General features: G+C 59.5%; 12 protein-coding genes and 1 pseudogene. 5 read left to right on the plus strand and 8 right to left on the minus strand.

Features of this window, described 5'->3' with window-relative positions; translation table 11 throughout:
- The first annotated feature begins 2 nt into the window (after nt 1–2).
- The 3 genes from IYX23_RS01115 to IYX23_RS01125 are packed head-to-tail and all read left to right on the plus strand — an operon-like array spanning nt 3 to nt 3,117.
- Nucleotides 3–743: a F0F1 ATP synthase subunit delta gene (locus tag IYX23_RS01115; protein WP_196391684.1), complete on the plus strand. Its 741-nt coding sequence runs from the start codon at nt 3–5 to the stop codon at nt 741–743.
- Nucleotides 743–2,275 carry a F0F1 ATP synthase subunit alpha gene (locus IYX23_RS01120; protein ID WP_196391685.1) on the plus strand — a complete coding sequence of 511 codons (1,533 nt, stop codon included), beginning with the start codon at nt 743–745 and terminating at the stop codon, nt 2,273–2,275. The genes IYX23_RS01115 and IYX23_RS01120 overlap by 1 nt, the downstream gene beginning before the upstream one ends.
- A complete protein-coding gene (locus IYX23_RS01125) occupies nt 2,272–3,117 on the plus strand; it encodes a FoF1 ATP synthase subunit gamma (protein WP_196391686.1) in 846 nt (281 codons plus the stop codon). The genes IYX23_RS01120 and IYX23_RS01125 overlap by 4 nt, the downstream gene beginning before the upstream one ends.
- Nucleotides 3,118–3,806: 689 nt before the next feature.
- On the opposite strand, the gene IYX23_RS01130 is transcribed toward IYX23_RS01125, so the two are convergent.
- The 8 genes and pseudogenes from IYX23_RS01130 to IYX23_RS01160 all read right to left on the minus strand — a co-directional run bounded on the left by IYX23_RS01130 (nt 3,807) and on the right by IYX23_RS01160 (nt 16,947).
- Nucleotides 3,807–6,959, minus strand: coding sequence for a CusA/CzcA family heavy metal efflux RND transporter (locus IYX23_RS01130; RefSeq protein WP_196391687.1), 3,153 nt, complete (start codon nt 6,957–6,959; stop codon nt 3,807–3,809).
- A 42-nt stretch (nt 6,960–7,001) separates the two neighbouring features.
- Complete coding sequence (locus IYX23_RS01135) at nt 7,002–8,294, minus strand: efflux RND transporter periplasmic adaptor subunit (RefSeq protein WP_246695826.1); 1,293 nt, start codon at nt 8,292–8,294, stop codon at nt 7,002–7,004.
- A 46-nt stretch (nt 8,295–8,340) separates the two neighbouring features.
- A complete protein-coding gene (locus IYX23_RS01140) occupies nt 8,341–9,681 on the minus strand; it encodes a TolC family protein (protein WP_246695827.1) in 1,341 nt (446 codons plus the stop codon).
- A gap of 218 nt (nt 9,682–9,899) precedes the next feature.
- Entirely contained in the window at nt 9,900–12,278 is a 2,379-nt protein-coding gene (locus IYX23_RS01145) for a TonB-dependent receptor (protein ID WP_246716399.1), read from the minus strand.
- Between the two features lie 238 nt (nt 12,279–12,516).
- Complete coding sequence (gene nikR, locus IYX23_RS01150; protein WP_154453882.1) at nt 12,517–12,957, minus strand: nickel-responsive transcriptional regulator NikR; 441 nt, start codon at nt 12,955–12,957, stop codon at nt 12,517–12,519.
- A 213-nt stretch (nt 12,958–13,170) separates the two neighbouring features.
- Nucleotides 13,171–13,396 (minus strand): annotated as a pseudogene (locus IYX23_RS20055) (GDCCVxC domain-containing (seleno)protein).
- Nucleotides 13,397–14,117: 721 nt separating this feature from the next.
- Nucleotides 14,118–14,378, minus strand: coding sequence for a hypothetical protein (locus tag IYX23_RS01155; protein ID WP_195838299.1), 261 nt, complete (start codon nt 14,376–14,378; stop codon nt 14,118–14,120).
- A 448-nt stretch (nt 14,379–14,826) separates the two neighbouring features.
- Complete coding sequence (locus IYX23_RS01160; protein ID WP_154453883.1) at nt 14,827–16,947, minus strand: glycoside hydrolase family 3 N-terminal domain-containing protein; 2,121 nt, start codon at nt 16,945–16,947, stop codon at nt 14,827–14,829.
- Between the two features lie 235 nt (nt 16,948–17,182).
- Here IYX23_RS01160 and IYX23_RS01165 point away from each other — a divergent pair, with 235 nt between their 5' ends.
- On the plus strand, nt 17,183–17,659 hold the full coding sequence (locus tag IYX23_RS01165; protein ID WP_154453884.1) for a hypothetical protein: 477 nt from the start codon (nt 17,183–17,185) through the stop codon (nt 17,657–17,659).
- On the plus strand, nt 17,656–17,850 hold the full coding sequence (locus IYX23_RS01170) for a hypothetical protein (RefSeq protein ID WP_154453885.1): 195 nt from the start codon (nt 17,656–17,658) through the stop codon (nt 17,848–17,850). The genes IYX23_RS01165 and IYX23_RS01170 overlap by 4 nt, the downstream gene beginning before the upstream one ends.
- Nucleotides 17,851–17,866: the final 16 nt, after the last annotated feature.

Raw genomic sequence — 17,866 nt, forward strand, 5'->3', positions numbered from 1 at the left:
CAATGCAATTCGATTGGTGGACGCTCGGGCTCCAGACGGTCAATTTCGGCATCCTCGTCTGGCTCATGCGCCGTTTCCTATACGAACCGGTGCTACGCATGCTTGATGCGCGCCACGCAGAGATCGAAAAGCAATACGCCGAGGCCCGCGCGGCCGAAGACAAGGCGAAAGACCAACTCGCCTCCATCGAGGCCGAATTCAAGGACATCGCCAAAGAGCGCGAGGCCACGCTCCGGACTGCCGCGGCGCAAGCGGAGGAGGAGGCGCAAGCGCGGCGCGCTCAGGCCGAAGTCGAAGTCGCCACGCTCCTAGATGCGGCGCGCAAGACGCTCGCCACGGAGCGAGCCACGGCCCTCGCCGAGGCGCGAAACTTGGCGCTCGATCTCGGCGCCGATATCGCGCTTCGGCTCCTCGCCGATGCGCCGACGAAGTTGCAGTCGGAGGCATGGCTCGAACAGATCGACGAATATCTCGAAGGGCTTTCGAAAGCCGAGATGGAAGGCCTCGTTCGTCAGTTCGGGGATAGCGCGGGCCTCACCGTGGCCACGGCTTCGGCGCTCGAGTCGGAAACGGCCGAAACGTGGCGCGCCCGTCTCCGTCGACGGTTCGGCGATGCGGTGGATATCACCTTCATCGTCGACCCCAACCTCGTTGCTGGGGCGGAGCTGCGCTTGCCGAACGCCAATTTGAGCTTTTCGTGGCGGAGCGCGCTCGCGACCGCGCGGTCGGAGATCAGGGCTTAATGGCGACGCTTGCTGAAGATCTGCGCAATTCGATTGATCGAGCCCGTGGCTCCATCGGCGAATTAGCGCTCGAACCGCAAATCGAATGGATTGGTCGGGTCGCGCAAGTCGGCGATGGTGTGGCGATGGTCTCTGGACTACCCGAAGCGAGGCTCGACGAGCTGCTCGTGTTCGAAGGCGGCGTTCGCGGCCTAGCGGTCGATCTCGGCGAGCACATGATCGGATGCATGCTGCTGGGCGACGCCAGCGGAATTTCCGCTGGAAGCGTCGTGCGCGGGACGGGCGAGGTGGCGCGCGTCCCCGTCGGCGAAGCGCTGCTCGGCCGCGTCGTCGACGCGCTCGGCGCGCCACTGGACGGCGGCGGTCCGGTCGCAGCCGATGCCTTCGCGCCGATGGACCAGCCCGCGCCTGCGATCGTCGATCGCGCGCTCGTCACGCGACCGCTGGCGACGGGGCTTCTGGGGGTGGACGCGATGATCCCGCTCGGTCGCGGGCAGCGCGAACTGATTATCGGCGACCGAGCGACGGGGAAGACCGCCATCGCCGTCGACACGATCATCAATCAGCGTTCCAGCGACGTGATATGCGTTTACGCCGCGGTCGGCCAAAAGGCCTCGTCGGTCGCGCAGGTGATCGAATCGGTGCGCCGGTACGGCGCGCCGGAACATTGTCTTTTCGTTATCGGAGCAGCCGACGCGGCGCCGGGCCTGCAATGGTTGACCCCCTATGCGGCCTGCGCCATGGCCGAATATTTCATGTCGCGCGGCCGCGACGTGCTGTTGGTGATCGACGATCTCACCAAACATGCGGCGGTCTATCGTCAGGTCTCTCTGCTGCTGCGCCGGCCGCCAGGACGCGAGGCCTATCCGGGAGACATTTTCTACATCCATTCGCGCTTGCTCGAGCGAGCCGCGAAACTTGCGCCCGAGCTCGGCGGCGGATCGCTGACGGCGCTGCCGATAGCCGAGACTCAGGCCGGCAACATAAGCGCCTATATTCCGACCAATCTGATTTCGATAACCGACGGCCAAATCTATCTCGACCCGCGCCTCTTTCACGAAGATCAAAAGCCAGCGGTCGACGTCGGCAAGAGCGTATCGCGCGTTGGCGGCAAAACGCAGGCCGCGACACTCAAAACGCTTTCCGAGAGTTTGCGGCTGGAATACGCCCAATTTCTCGAACTCGAAATGTTCACCCGTTTCGGCGGCATGCTCGATGAACGCACGCGCAAAGTAATCGAGCACGGCAGGCGCATCCGCGCCGTACTCAGCCAACAACAATTTGCGCCGCTGCCGCTCGGCGAGCAGGTGGCGTTACTGTTGGCGCTGAGCGAAGGCGTGCTCGATGGCGTGTCGCTCGATCGAGTGGCAGTGTTCCGAGCGAAGCTTGGACGTTGGTTGATGGAACGTTGCCCCGAGATCGCCGCGCTTGACGATCGAACAGAGGCGCTGCGGGACGAACTCCGCACACGCCTCAAAGCGTCGCTTGAAGCGCTGGCCGGTTCGCTCGGAGCAACAGGCGATCCGCTATGACGCGGCTTGTCGAGATCCAGTCGCATATCGGCGGCATGGGCGAGCTTCGCGACATCGTCGGCGCCATGCGCTCACTTGCTGGCTTGCGCCTGCAGGAGGCGCAGCGCGCGCTCCCCGGGGTTCGTCGCTATACGGAGGCGGTCGCGGCTGGGCTCGCCAGCACGCTGCTCCTCATGGCCGAGCCGGAGCCGGCGAAGGCTGCGGAGGGCAGGCGCGCGCTCGTACTTTGCACTGCCGAACATGGCTTCGTTGGCGGCTTCAATGAACGTCTGATCGGGGACGCCAAGGCAAATCTCGATCCGGGTGACGCCTTGTTCGTAATCGGCAGCCGGGGCGCGGCGCTGGCGCTCGAACGCTTGCAGCCGCCTGTCTGGACGCATCCAATGGCGAGCCGAGGCGCCGGGGCGCCGGAAACGATCCGTCGGCTCATGGACGCGCTCTATCACGGGATTGCCCATGGCGGCGTCGGCCGCGTCGAGGTGATGTTCTACCGTTACCGTCAGGGCGGCTCGCCCACGATCGAGCGGCGCTTGCTGCTGCCGCTCGATCTCGCCATGCTTTCGGCCAAACAACCACGCCAGCCGCCACTTCATAACCTGCAGCCGATACCCCTTCATGAAAAGTTGATGGCGGAATATGTCTTCGCGCTCCTGACCGAGGCGGCGGTTGAATCGATCGCAAGCGAGAACGCCGCGCGCTTCGCCGCCATGGAATCCGCCTATGACAATGTGTCGAAGAAGCTCGAGGAGTTGCGCCAAGAGGCTAATCAGGCCCGCCAATCGGAGATCACTACCGAGCTCATCGACCTCATTACCGGCGCCGAAGCGCTGAACAACGGATGAGTTCGCGCGCCATCGCGTCGTCTCTCCAGACGGTCTCACGACCTTGCGCGATTGACGGTGAGCCTTTCCCAACGAAACCCTCTGCCTGCGACGGAAGCGCGTAATTTCGATGGGACCCCGCTCGTCGTGTCTCAAATATGTTACCTTCGGTTACCTCCGCCCTCTATATAGATAACGATGGCTCGTGGGATGCTGAATCTCTGGCAACTCGAGGAAGGCGCGAATTACGTTCAAGTGGAGAAGAGCCTTGTGCTCCTCGCCCTCTGCGCAGAGACGGTCGGCCTCGTGCAGGTGGACGCGCATAGATGTGACAGCCGCCTGAATGTGCTCATGGCGGCCGACGCCCTTGGAGAGCGAGCTTGGCTTGCTTCCAGGCTCAAGTCGTAGAGCTGCCCAATCGCTCTTCGTTTTCTCGATTTCCGAACGACAGTCGGCATAAGCGGTCCCTACACCCGCCGCAAGAATACCGGCAGCTAGAATAAAAGCCTTCATCCCATACTCCTCGCCTACTGCGCCTAGGGCGAATTTTAGTCGTTATGCTTGCTTGAGCCTAATACAGCGAAGCTAGCGAACAAGCCTGTTTGGTAGGCGCATTGCTTAGCTATCAGTCGCCGCTGCTGAAGTCAGGCCGAAATGAACATTTATCACGAGTATTACGACTGAATGTGAACCAGAGCCGAGTTCATTTTTCACTTAACGGCTGCATGCGCGTGCCGCACGTCGCTCCACCATTTCCAAAGGACATAGATGGCCGGATAGATCAACAGCTCTAGGATAAAACTCGTGACGACCCCGCCCACCATCGGGGCGGCGATCCGCTTCATCACGTCAGACCCCGTCCCGCTGCCCCACATGATGGGCAGGAGCCCCATCAGGATCGCGAGAACCGTCATCATTTTCGGCCGAACGCGCTGAACGGCGCCTTCCATCACAGCGCCTTCCAGTTCGCCGATGCTGTTCATTCGGCCCTCCCGCTTCCAGCGTTCAAAGGCCACATCCAAATACAGAAGCATCACCATGCCGGTTTCGGCGTCCACACCGGCCAGGGCGATGATCCCCACCCAAACCGCCACGCTGAGATGATAGCCCAACAGCCACAACAGCAGAAACGCGCCGACTAAGGAAAAAGGGACAGCAGTCAGCACGATGAGCACTTTAGGCAGCGACCGAGCGTTCAGGTAGAGCAGCACGGCGATGAGGGCCAGCGTAATCGGGATGACATATTTCAGCATCCGCCCCGCCCGCTGCATTCCTTCGAACGAGCCGCTCCATTCCAGCCTGTAGCCCGGAGGCAGCTTAACCATCTCGGCGACCGCCTTTCGGGCGTCATCCATGTAGCCGCCGGTGTCCCGACCCGCCACATCCACATAGACGTAGCCGACAAGCTGCGCCGCTTCGCTCTTAATCAAGGTCGGGCCATCCACGAAACGCAGTTCAGCCAATTCTTCTAAGGGCACTTGAGTCCCCGTCGGCGTGGCGACCAGCACCCGTCGCAACTTGCCAAGATCGTCGCGTAATTCGCGCCCATAGCGGACGTTCACTGGGAAGCGCTGGCGGCCCTCGATCGTTTGCGTGAGATTGGCGCCGCCCACCGCCGCCACGATGACGTCCTGCACGTCCATCACCGATAGCCCATAGCGGGCGATGGCCGCACGATCGATGTCGAAGTCCAGGTAATAGCCTTGGCTCACGCGTTCGGCGAAGGCGCTTCGCGTGCCCGGGACCGAGCTCACGGCGGCTTCAACTTGCGTGAGTATCCGCCCTATTTCCGCAAGGTCCGGCCCAAACACTTTCACCCCGATGGGAGTCCGAATGCCGGTGGAGAGCATGTCGATGCGCGCTTTGATCGGCATGGTCCAACTGTTGGAGAAGCCCGGGATATTCGTTTTCAGCGCCTGGTTCATTTCGCCGATGAGCTTCTCGGAGGTCATGCCCTTGCGCCACTGGTCCTCGGGCTTGAGGGAGATAACTGTCTCGACCATTTCGAGCGGCGCGGGGTCGGTGGCGCTATTGGCCCGCCCGGCCTTGGCGAAGACGGTGGCGACTTCTGGGAAGTCCATCAAAATCTTATCCTGCTCCTGGATGGTCTGCTTCATCGTCTGGATCGACGACCCCGGCAGCGTCGCAGGCATGAAAAGGATCGATTCCTCCCACAGCGGCGGCATGAATTCGCTGCCCAGACTGGCGTAGATCGGCACGATCGCGGCAATAGCGAGTAGCGCCACGATGACCATCGCGTAACGGAATTTCAACGCTAGCTTGGCGACCGGCTGATAGATCCAAATCAAGAAGCGGTTGATCGGATTTGCTTCTTCAGGTGGAAGCTTGCCGCGGATCAGCAGCACCATAAGGAACGGCGTGACGGTGATCGACAGGATCGCCGCAAAGAACATGCTGAACGACTTGGTGTAGGCGAGCGGCTTGAATAACCGCCCCTCCTGGTCCTGAAGGGCAAAAACCGGCAGGAAACTTACGGTGATAATCAAAAGCGAGAAGAATAGCGACGGCCCCACCTCCCTGCCGGCTTCGATCACGACTTCGAGCCGCGGGCGACGCTCTTCGGGAGGCTTTGCCTGCTCACGCTCGATGTGTTTGTGGGCGTTCTCGATCATTACGATGGCAGCATCCACCATCGCCCCGATGGCGATGGCGATGCCGCCCAAGCTCATGATGTTGCTCGTGAGCCCGATCCATTGCATCGCCACCAACGCCATCAGGACCGCCAGGGGGAGCGTAATGATCGCGACAAGGGCGCTGCGGAGGTGGAACAAGAACACCAGGCAGACCAGGCTGACGATGATGCCCTCCTCGATGAGCTTCTCGCGCAGCGTCTCCACCGAGTGCTTGATAAGCTCGGAGCGGTCATAGGTGACGACCAGCTCCACGCCTTCAGGCAAGGATGGTTGGACCGTGTCCTTGATCACTTCTTTGACGCGGTTCAACACGTCATAGACGCTAACGCCATAGCGGACCACGACAATGCCGCCAGCGACATCGCCCATGCCATTGAGGTCCGCCACTCCCCGGCGGATGTCCGGGCCGATCTGGACGAACCCTACGTCCCGCACGAGAATGGGCGTCCCGTCAGACTGCGCCCCCACCGCCACGTTCTCAATGTCGGCGGGCTTCTGAATATAGCCTCTGCCGCGCACCATGTATTCTTTGCCCGTGAACTCCAATACCCGCCCGCCGACCTCTTGATTGCTTCGGCGAACTTGTTCGACCACCTTATTGATCGGTATCCTGTACGCCAGCAGCTTGTCCGGATCGATCGTGACCTGATATTGCTTCACGAGGCCGCCGACGGCGGCCACTTCCGCTACACCCGGAACGGCTCGAATTTGGTATTGGACCTGCCAATCCTGCAACGTCCGAAGATCGGCCAACGAGTGTTTGCCTGTCTTATCGATCAGGGCGTATTCAAACGCCCATCCAACGCCGGTCGCGTCCGGTCCGAGCTTGGGTGAAACGCCCGGCGGCAGCTTGCCGGCCATGCCGCTGAGATATTCCAAAACCCTGGTGCGCGCCCAATAGAGATCCGTACCATCTTCGAAGATCACATAAACCAGGGACTCGCCATAGAAGCTGCTGGCCCGAACCGCTTTGACATGGGAAGTGGAGAGAAGCTGCGTGACGATCGGATAGGTGATTTGGTCTTCAATGATATTGGGGCTGCGGTCTTCCCATTGGGTGGAAACGATCACCTGCACGTCCGACAGATCCGGAAGCGCATCAAGGGGCGTTTTGAGGACAGCCCATAACCCGCCCCCAAGGATGGCGACGACCAGCAAGAGGACAAGGAAAGCGTTGCGAGCGCTGAATTCGATGATGCGGGCGATCATGGCCTAGCCTTTGAGGCGCGTCGGTGGAATCGGGAGGCCACGTCAGTGCCGCATCTTGGAGTGATCGGCGTCCTCTTCCGGCGCGCCCTTCGTGTCCTTTTGCTTCGGGGGCTTTTCGCCGGCGCCTTTTTCGTCAACACCCATCCCGGGCATACCGACCATGCCGCCGCCGCCGGCGCGCAATCGGCTTTCCGAGTCGATGAGGAAGTTGGCGGAAGTGACCACTTCGTCCCCGGCTTTGAGCCCCCCGAGAATCTGAAATCGATCGTCGAACCGCAAGGGGCTGATCTCGACCTGCACCGGCACGAAGCGATCGGCGGAGACGGCGCGAAAGGCTATGTTGCGCTCGCCGGTGCGGATGACGGCGGATGTTGGAACGGTCAAACCACTACCCATGACGTGGCTGATCAAGACATGAGCAAACATGCCGGGCTTGATCAGTCCATTGGGATTGGGCACTTCCACGCGAACTTGCACCGATCGGGTCATCTCGTCGACGACCGGATCGATAAACACAATTTTGCCGATGAAATTTCGCGTCGCCAACGACGGAAATGTGACCGTCGCCGGCATTCCGAGCGCAATATGCGGCAATTCATACGCGAAGACCTTGCCCTGCACCCACACTGTCGAAAGGTCGCCGACCACATATAATTCGCCTTGGGGTGCGACGTATTGGCCTTCGAACGTCTTCTTTTCCAAAATCGTCCCCGAAATCGGGCTGCGCATGATAAGTGATTTGCTCGGCTTCCCGGTCTTCTCCAGCGCCTGGATCGTATTCTTTGGAACGTCCCATAGCGCCAACCGTTGGCGGGCAGTGTCGACCACGTTTTGCTGACCCGACGAGGGCGCGGACCTGCTATACTGCAGCGCCACCAAGAACTCCCGTTGCGCCGCGTAGAAGGCGGGGCTGTAAATCGAGAGCATCGGTTCGCCAGCTTTCACTTTCTGTCCGGTGAAGGTAATAAACAACTTCTCGACCCATCCTTCCGTTTTCAGGTGAATGTGCGCGAGTTTGGTTTCATCCGGGCGCACGATCCCGACAGTGCGTATCGTCATTGTCAACGGCGTCCGGCGCACGGTTCCCAGCGTGACCCCGATGCGCTGCTGAACATCTGCAGCAATGCTGACTTCCGCATAGCCCGGCGGCAGCGCGCCAACCTTGGACGCATCCTTCGATGTCGGCATTTTCATCTGGGACATGGTGTTGTCCGGCGCCCCAGTTTCTTGCCCGCTAACTCTGTAAGCGACGCTGGAAGCCAACAGCGTCGCGAGCGCCAGCCCGCTCAAACTTCCGCGTCGCTTTGCCGGCATGCGTATCCCCATTGTGGTCATGTGTCGCCGCTCCGGCCTATTGCAGTCCAGGTTATTGCCGAGAGGCTTATTCTGGCGGCTCCGGCGGCGCCATCTCTGGCCGACCGAGCGTTTCTATGTCCACGCCCGCAAGAGCTTCGAGTTCCGCCAGCCGCTTTTCTCGCTCGATCCTGGCTTCGGCGACCAAGACTCGCACTGAAATATAAGTCCGCTGGCTGTCGATGAGATCCGCGAACTGCACGCTTCCCGCTGCGTAAGCTTCGCGCGAACTGTTGATCAGTTGCTCGACGACAGGGACCAGCCGCCGCCGGTAAAAACTCGTTTGTCGCTCTGCGTTGCGCATGAAGTAAAGGTTGGCGACGAAGGTCGCAGCGCGGTCCCTCTCAGTTTGCCGCAGGACTGCTTCCGATGACCGCGCCATCGCCTCCGTGTCCCGGATCATCGCGAGAATCGCCGGGATCCTCGTCGGCACCATCACAAACATTTCGGCAGTTCTTTCAATGTTGCCGGTGATGCTCCCGGATGGCACGAAATCCGGCAGAAATTCCAGCCTGGCGAGATCTATGGCGTCCTTGCGTCCGGCCACTTGGCGGGCGAGAGCGGCCAATTCCGGGTTTTGGTCGACGGCGACCTCTATGAGGCGAGCATCATTACCGATCACGGGACGCGCGGCGGGCAAAGTCGGCGGAAGGTTCAGCGGCTCCTCGGCGTCGCGAGCAAGAAGACCGTTGAGCTTGCTGCGCGCCGAGCGGACCTCGGCTTCCAGGTTCAGCAGGTTGTTCTTCGCCAGCTCCCAGTTGGTCTGGGCCTTCAGCATGTCTTGCAGGGGAGCGCCAGCTTGGCTCCGAGCGGCGGCCGAGCTCGTCAAGAGCTTGAGAAGATTTACGTTGTCGCGCTCGATGCGGACTTTTTCCCTGGCCAGCGCCAAATCCAAATAAGCGGTGAGAACCTTCCGCTGAAGCTCGAACTTGACGGTTCGAAATCTCTCGCTGGCCGCTCTGGCCGCCTCCAGCGCTACTTTTCCAGCGGTCCACGTTTTGATCGGCAACTGCAGGGTCGTGGACGGCATGAAGGAGCCGCTGAGCGTCATGCGGTCCCATGTCTTCATCTGGTCACGCGAAAACAGATAGCGGTAGCCGAACATCAAATTGGTGTTGGGCCAGGTCGCGTCCCGGTCGACCCGGGCCAAAGCCGCCTTCCACTCGAAATAGGCCGATTCCAATTCGCCGTTGGCCAGGAACGCCCTGTGCAGGACGTCGCGCCAGTTGGCAACCGCAGGCAAAGCCGGCAACTCCCGAGCCTCAATCGGCGGCTCGAAGTGCTCGGAAACTTCGCTCAGCTTGGCTTGCTCGTCCGTCGTGCCAGGGGGCGTGAGAGCACAGCCGCTAAGCCCCAAGGCTGTCGCCATGCTCAAGCATGCCCTCAGGATGAGGTCGCGCGGTCGTTTGCTGAGCATCAAACATTCGGTCCTGGGAGATGGCTGCAGGTCCTGCGGAGACAACACAATAAGCGCTGGAGTTATCAAATCAACCTGTTCCCAGTCAGCGCGTCGCCTCGGAACGCCCTTCAAAGGTCCGCGCGATCGGCACGCGCAGGCTCCGATAGCGCGCGATGAGGCAACGACACTCATTCCCAGAATTTTACGAGATTGAAAGGCTCCATCAGGTCGGGGCCCTTGACGGACGGATCAAATTCAATCGGTCCGCCGAAAGTGAGGCGCCAGGCCGGCGGCTCAATCGGATGCGCGTGAATATCCATCCGGCCAACGCCGCAGTTGGCGCCCGTCACCGGCACGGCTATGAGGCCGTTGCAGGCTTGGTAGAGCAGGTCCGTTCCAATCAATGAGCCATATCCATAAGCGATCGACATCGAACGCGAGTTGAGCATGTTGAAGACGTCGAGCTGGAATTTCCAACCCTCCTTCCAGCGATAACCTATGCGCGCATTCACCGTGCCGATCGCGGGGCTTTTGAAGAAGCCGTCCTGGGTCAAAGCCCGCGGGCCGATATACCGATATTTCAGCGCGCCAAACCAGCCTGTCGGTTCGCCCAGTTCCAGAACCGCGGTCGCAATAATAGGCGCGGCGTTGATCAGAAAATTCCCGGGCTTGTTTCCAAGAAACGTTCCCCAGGGCAGCGCGTCAGGCTGTAGCAGCTGAAGGTAGAGGTCTGCCTGATCCTTATCGAAACCAAGGAAACGCGCATCTGTCATGGTCAGGTCGCCTTCGAAACTCAACCAAGAAACCGGCCGATAATGGTTCGTGAATTCAAACCCGATGCGGCGACTCGGAGGGCCAAATACTGTATTGCCTTCGTCGCCAGCAAAGACGTTTTCCGACTGAAGCTGGATCCAGAAGAGCGTCAGCGCTGACTCCAGATTATCGATCGCTCTGGTCTTCATGCCGACTTCAGCGCCCGTTGACGGCGAAAGCAGGGGTCGACGTTGCGCGAACACATAGCCGAGATCGTCCGACGCTTCGGTTGTTGAAAACGTCTGCGTCGTGCCGCGCGCGTCCGTCGAATGGAAGCCGCGCCCAAAGTTGAGATAGAAATCAGTCTTGTCGTCGAACGGATTGATGATCACCGACGCCTTGGGGCTGAGCAGTTGTCCAGTGCTCGCCCCGTTGTTAAACGGGGCGGTCCATAGGCGGACCGGTTGAGCCGGATTGTCACCGACGAAACCAACGATGGGTGACGCTAAGTAGGTCTGAATGCCGCCGACGCTCGCCCAATAATAATCCCAGCGCGTGCCGACGACGGTCGTCAGCCAGGGAGTCCATTTGGTTTTTATGTCGCTGAATAAGCTAAAATTCGCCTCGCCCACGCGATCGTTGCGCACGGTATCGTAAGGCCTACGGATGTAAGTGTCCTGTAATCCTACCCGGATGTCGTCCCAGCGCGTCTGGTAGCCGAAGCGCAATTCGAAGGGCGTTTCCGCCACGTTGAACTTAATGCCGTGAATGCCGTTCGAACCCAGGATCGTTCTTCGATCGAACTGACGGAATTGGTCGCCAAGAACGGGATGACTCAGAAAATAGGAGAAGTCGCTGAACAAATCCAACGTCGAATGAACAGCGTAACCCTCGATTCGAGAATAGTTCGTTTCGCTGAGCTGGCTCCAGTGGCCGGATATGCTGAACCGCGTCGCGTCGCCGCCATCCGTCGGGTTCATCGTCCCCCAACGAGACATCAGTCCTTGCTCAACGGCGCGCAAGGGAATCTGGTCGGTCGAGTTCCACCGATTGGCATAGGCCATGCCGGTAATGCCGACGCCGTCGGCCTCGGCGCCGCGAATCCAGCGCAACACCGCGTTGACCTTGCGCGCTCTGTTTGGAACGACCCAGGGGCCATCATAAACGGACGCCTCTGCGGCTCCGAGAATGTCGCCGCCCATGAAAGCCCATGACTTCATGCCGAACTGGCGCGCGAAACCGAATTCGCCGGCGCTCGTCGTGAAAACGCCTTGAGGCGCCCTATTCAAATACTGCATGCGGATTGTGCCGGCGTTCGAAAAGTCGCCATCCTCGACGTTATAGGGACCCTTCCGGGCATCCACCGACGCGAGCAATTCGGGCATAATGAAATTCGCATCGGCCCAGCCTTGGCCATGGCCATGGGTGCGCATGTTGATGGGCATGCCGTCGAGATAAAGCGCGAGATCGGTACCGTGATCGAGATCAAAGCCGCGTAGAAAATATTGGTTGGCCTTGCCCTCGCCGCTGTGCTGGGTCACGGCCAGACCCGGCACGACTTCGAGCGCCTCTCCAGGACGATAGAAGGGGATGGCGTTGACCTGTCCGCCAGTAAAAAACCTTTCGCTCGACGAATTCATTTCCTTCGGACCCGTCGGATAATCGATCTTCGGCCCGAGCGCGGTATCCTGCTCTGACGAAGGCCCCGGCGCGACTTCGACAAGCGTGGTTGGCCGCGCAGGGCCTTGCGGACGCGCCGCCTGCCTATGCGTCGTCCGCTTCGCCGCGTGTCCGCCAACATTGATTGTCGGCAATGCCGTCTGAGCAAGGGCATCGCCCGCGAACGACGCCAAACTGACTATAAGGACGAAACGAGAGGTAGAGGTCAGAAGACGGCGGTTCACGGGGCGGCTCACGTATGAGGAATTATGTAATTCAGCTTATTCTCAGACGTTAACCGCCAAAGTTGAAGGGTGATTTTTCGACGGCATCGCGATTGTGCGCCATCTGTGGCAAATGGGTCACACATGACTTTTCCGCAGTAGTAGCGGTTCAAATACGAAAAAGACTCAATTGACCGTCGGTAACGCCTCGCTCTGCGAGTATTTTTTTTGCGAATTGCTCTACATCTTTTCTTTGGCCCTTTAAGATGGCCACTTCCACAAATTTTCTGGCCGAGGATTGGCTTTTTGAAACGGAAACGACAAGTTCAGATTCGGCATAAAGGCCGCCAAGTCTGCTGGCTAGGTTTCGTGTTTTGAAATCATAGGCATACGCCAGAGCAGCCATGCACTTTTCATCTTCTGAGACCGCAATCTCGACCTCCATAAAGGCGCCCCAAGCGAGATCTCTAATTGCCTCAGAAACGCCTGCGTATCGTCTCGCTTTCATGTAAGCTTTCAGAGCTCGGATGAATTGGTCGTCGACCGAAATTGTCAGGCGATGATTCAAGTGACCGGATCTTTCGGAGCTCATTTCTCCAGCCTTTTTCACTCAAGTCGTTCTGAGGAGACTCAGCAAATCCAAGCGCCAGTCTTCAATGCGGGCAAGATGCCGAGCTGGGCAAGCGGTTGATACGCGCGAAAGCGCTGATCTCCACCAAGCGCGATTGTCCAAATCGCAGTACAATCCCTCCGCCGGAGCCGAAGTCGGCGCCACCATCGCGTCGTTGGCGCTTACCAGACTGTGATGGCAATCGGCAGGCCTCTAAGCCTGAGAACAGCATCCGCCGGCGCGCCCGCGCTCCTTTGCTTCCTGAATCGGCGGGCATGGCACGTTGCCATATGAGCAGAAGACACAGCAATCTCCCGCCTTCGGCCTCAGCAGCGCGCCACATCCTTTGCATTCACCAATGATTTGGCAGGCGTCAGGCGGCATCGCCTCAGCCGATCGAAGGCCGCAACGGACAGATGATGGTCGAAACGAACTGCATTCACCCTCGCTGAAATAAATGTGAGGAGAGGATCGATATAATGCCAGGTCGTTGCAGCTAGCTGCCATGGCACAAGCGTAACAAGCAACGCTAGCATTGCTCTGAAGTGGTGGCACGAACACCAGCGCTGAGGTTCGCCCGGCGCTCCCGCCGCTTGCGGTAATGCGGAATTCTGGTCAGTTTTCACAGCCATGGCTCGCGTCTCATATGAGCAATTCCCATCAGGCGCATTAGCTTCCGCCTCCATCAAAGCCGTGAATTGCTTTCGGAGAAAGCGCCCTTGGATCTGATGCCCGTCACAGCCTTCGCGATCAAGGCGCGCGATGAGCTCAGTGATCGTGCGACTCGCTCCGGAGCGAGCAAGGTCAAACGCTCTTTCGATTGTTGTCTTATCCGGCTGCATGGCTGTTCTGGCACAGGCGTTACTTGGCTCAGGGAGACGGAGGATCAATGGTTGCGCGCGCGTAGCCGACATAAAAGCAAGTTGTCGTGACGGAGTAGATCGCTTCGCGGGGATTCGATAGATCCGATGTGATCGAAGAAGCCGCCGCGGCCTCGCAGCAGTCCCTGAAAAAGAAACGAGGTCTCGACGATATCAGCCCGTCATCGTCCTTTCGGCTGAACGACACAGTGGCGCCATTGCGACCATTCATAAAGTGCGGAAAATGTCCTTGGTGGCAAGTCGCGCGCTCGAGGAGATCGAGCATGAGCGCAAGACGCGCTACGGCGTCCTCCCGCGTAATCCATCCTCTTTCCTTGCGACGATGATGGCCATGACGCCAAAGCCTGAACCGCCGACCGCGACTGCATCATCCTTTGGATCCGAATGGAGCCCTCTGCTATCGCGCGCAAGGCCGCTCGATGGATGCACCCGTCCCAAAAAATAAAGGACTGTCTGCCGCTGCACGAGATCGATCAGCTCCGCGTCCGACAGCGCCCGTTTTTGGCTGGGGATGACGCGGCGTATCTGATTGGCTGTCATCGTCGACGGATCCTGCAGGTCTTGGGTGCTCGTCATGCCAAACTGGAATCAGCCGTGGCGCGCGAACGGATGCGAAATTCTCATTCTGTAACATTTTCAGACGGCGAAGCTGCTTGCTTCGCCAGGATATGTTTTAGCGTGGGCTCGCAGAAACGACTTCCTCCTTTTTCGGGGTCGAAGCACGAGGCGGGCAAGGGACCGTGAGACGCTGAGTGCAGAACACGCGCGTAGAACTTGTCCTGCGCCTGCGGTACGCAGATACAAACGAGGGTCGTCGTCGCCAATTCTTTTTCGAGGATGTGAAAAAGTTTTTTTGCGCGCCTCGGGCGCAAGCGACCCGATCCAATCGACGACATCCACGCTTTTGCCTAAGCGTCGCAGTTTACCGGCGATAAATCCCGCGACACTGCGTGTATGACCTTCGATCGTGCTATAGGCGGCGCAAGGTTCACAAAAGAACCACTCTCTGGGTCAAGATTGAGCTTCGTTGTGCATCAAGGCCAACGCAGATCTCGAATTCACCTGCTTCAGCCACCCAAGTGAAGTTCTCGGAAAGGTAGCGGAGTTCGCTCGTCGACAGGGTAAGCGCGACCGTCTTGGTCTCTTTTGCGTCGAGCAAAACTTTGCTCCAGTTCTTCAGTTCGAGCGCAGGCCGCGCGACTGTGGCGACCCGGTCGCGCACGAAGAGAAAAATCGTGCTTTCAGCGGCGACGTCGCCCTCGTTGCGCGCGTCCACGCAAATCCGAACTGCATCTTCCAGCCTGAAGGTTCTGGGCTCCACGCGCAGATTGCTCAAAACGACATGCGCATAAGAAAGGCCGTGACCAAAAGGAAAGAGTGGTTCGCTTGAAAGATCGAGATATCTGCACGTGAAGGGATTGGAAGAATCGAAAGGCCGGCCCGACGAGCGTTCACTGTATGATATCGGGATTTGGCCAACGTCCCGAGGCCACGTCACGGCGAGACGCCCGGTGGGATTGAACCGCCCGGTCAGAACGTCTGCGATGGCGGCGCCCGCCATGTGACCGAGAAACCATGTCGCCAACACGGCTTGCGCACGCTCAACCAGCCATGGCGCGGTCAATGGACGTCCAGAACAAAGAATGACGACGACGGGCTTCCCAATCGAGAGAACGCGTTCCGCGAGCTCTCGCTGTCGACCCGGTAGATCGAGTGACGCGCGACTCGCAGCCTCGCCGCTCATCCAGGACGCTTCTCCAACACAAAGGACGATCAACTCCGCCTGTTCGCATAACGCGCAAGCCGCGTGGATTGCGCCAGAATCGGCACGGTCAATTCCGCCCCCCGATTCATGCATGATGTCGCAATCGCGAAGCAATGCGCGAAGGCCGTCAAGAATTGTAATGCCCTTGTCAGGGTCGCCTGTCGCCGCCCATGGCCCCAGCATTTCAGAGCGCGTCTCTGCGAGTGGCCCGATGACTGCGATCCGCTTCGCTTTTGGCGAAAGAGGTAAAGTCCCGTCATTGGTAAGAAGCACGATTGCGCGCCGCGCCGCTTCCAGCGCCAAATTCTTTGTATCGAATTGTGGGACAGCTGATATAGACACACGTCGATAGGGATCGTCCAATAGGCCAAGCTTCTGTTTGAGTGCGAGAACGCGACGCGCAGAGGCGTCGATATCGGCAATCGACACCAGTCCGCGCGCCAGCGCCTCCGGCAGACGAAGAAAGGCGCCGCTCACCATATCCATGTCGACGCCGGCTCTAAGAGCGAGCGCCGCCGCCTCGACGACATCGGCCGCGACGCCATGTTCGATCAACTCCGGGATGGCGGTGTAGTCGCTGACAACCACTCCTTCGAAACCGAGTTCACCCCTGACATAGTCGCGCAGCAGCTTTGTCGCGGCCGTCATCGGAATTCCGGCGACGCTGTTGAACGCCGGCATGATCGCGGCGCATCCTGCGGCCACGGCCGCCTTAAAAGGCGGCAGATAAACTTCACGCAAAGTCCGTTCGGAAATATCGACTGGCGCATAGTCGCGGCCGGCCGTGGCCGCCCCACCGCCGCAGAAGTGTTTGGCAGTGGCGGCTATCGCCATGGCGTTCCCGAGATCGGCGCCCTGAAAGCCCCGGACTTTCGCTTCCGCGAATTTCGTTGCGACGAAGGGGTCTTCGCCAGGACCTTCGGCAATCCGTCCCCAACGGGGATCTCGCGTCACGTCGAGCATGGGCGCGAAGGTAAGATCAATCCCGTCGCCCGAGGCCTCCCGCGCCGCCGCGCGCGCCGTTCTCTCCCACAGAGACGGGTCGAACGCGCAGGCCTCGGCGAGCGGAATGGGAAAAATCGTCTTGTGCCCATGAAGCACGTCGAGGGCGAAAAAAAGCGGAACGCCAAGTCGCGTTTCCTCGACCGCGCATTTCTGCATTTCGGCGATCGCCGCGCGACCCCAGACATTGAACACTCCGCCGACGTTTCCCGCGCGGATGCTCGCCGTCACGTCACCGGAGCCTTGAGCTCCGGTCACGGTCTGCCCCGCCGTCACCAGATTGATCTGGCCGACCTTTTCATCAAGGGTCATTCGCGCAAGAAGCGCTTCGATTCTATCCATCGCGACCCAATCGCAGCACTCTCCCATTCGGACCTAATGGCTCAACATCAAAAGCATACCCGATTTTTGGCGCTGCGAACCAAACGCTGCCAAGCGTCGCATTCCAGCGGCAACCGGCCGTACTTTCCGGTGGTACAGTCGAGTTTATTGTTGTCGCCAGCGCCGTCGCCGCGCATGTTTGGTCAAACACACTTCATGACTCGGCGATTTATTGATTTCCACGAGGACGCTGCCAATGAATGAACCAAAAGAACGAGAGAAACAGAAAGTCGACGACGCGACGATCTTGGAGCCAGGACTCTTTTCACAATTCCGTGCGATGGCGCATGTGCTGCTTGTCTCGCCTCAGCGAAACCCAATTGTCTGGCTGGCTCTCGGATTGGTGGTCATCGTCGGCGCAACAGCCTATGCGCAGATCGAACTAAACGCCTGGAGCCAGCCATTTTACGACGCGATCAACCGCAAGGACCTTTCCGGGGTCGGGCGGCAGCTGGGCGTCTACGGCATCATCGCTGGCGCTCTGGCGCTCGGCTACCCCGATCCATGGTCGAAATATTCGAATCAGGAGTTCATTTCGGCGCTAGAGCAGCTTGGTTTGACGCGGCTCGTTCCCTCTCTCGACGTGGTGGCGCGCTGGGATCATGAGTTGACGGCGCCCGAGCAACAGGCGCTCGCCTTCGCAAGGCTCTTTCTTCACAAGCCGCGGGGGTGATCATCGACGCCGCTCTCGAAACGCTCGCGCCCGAAGCGAGGCGAACATTTATCTCCAATTTCCAACAGGAACTGCCGGATTCGGCATTGATCTCGATCAGTGGCGTTTCTGCGCTGGGCGACTTTTTCCGGCGTGTCGTGAACCTCAAGCTGGATGTGTCTGGTCAGCGGCTTGCCCGGCCTATCTGCTAGCGGCGACGCGGTAAAC

Origin of the sequence: Methylocystis sp. L43 (assembly GCF_015709525.1) — a bacterium.
Lineage (GTDB): Bacteria > Pseudomonadota > Alphaproteobacteria > Rhizobiales > Beijerinckiaceae > Methylocystis.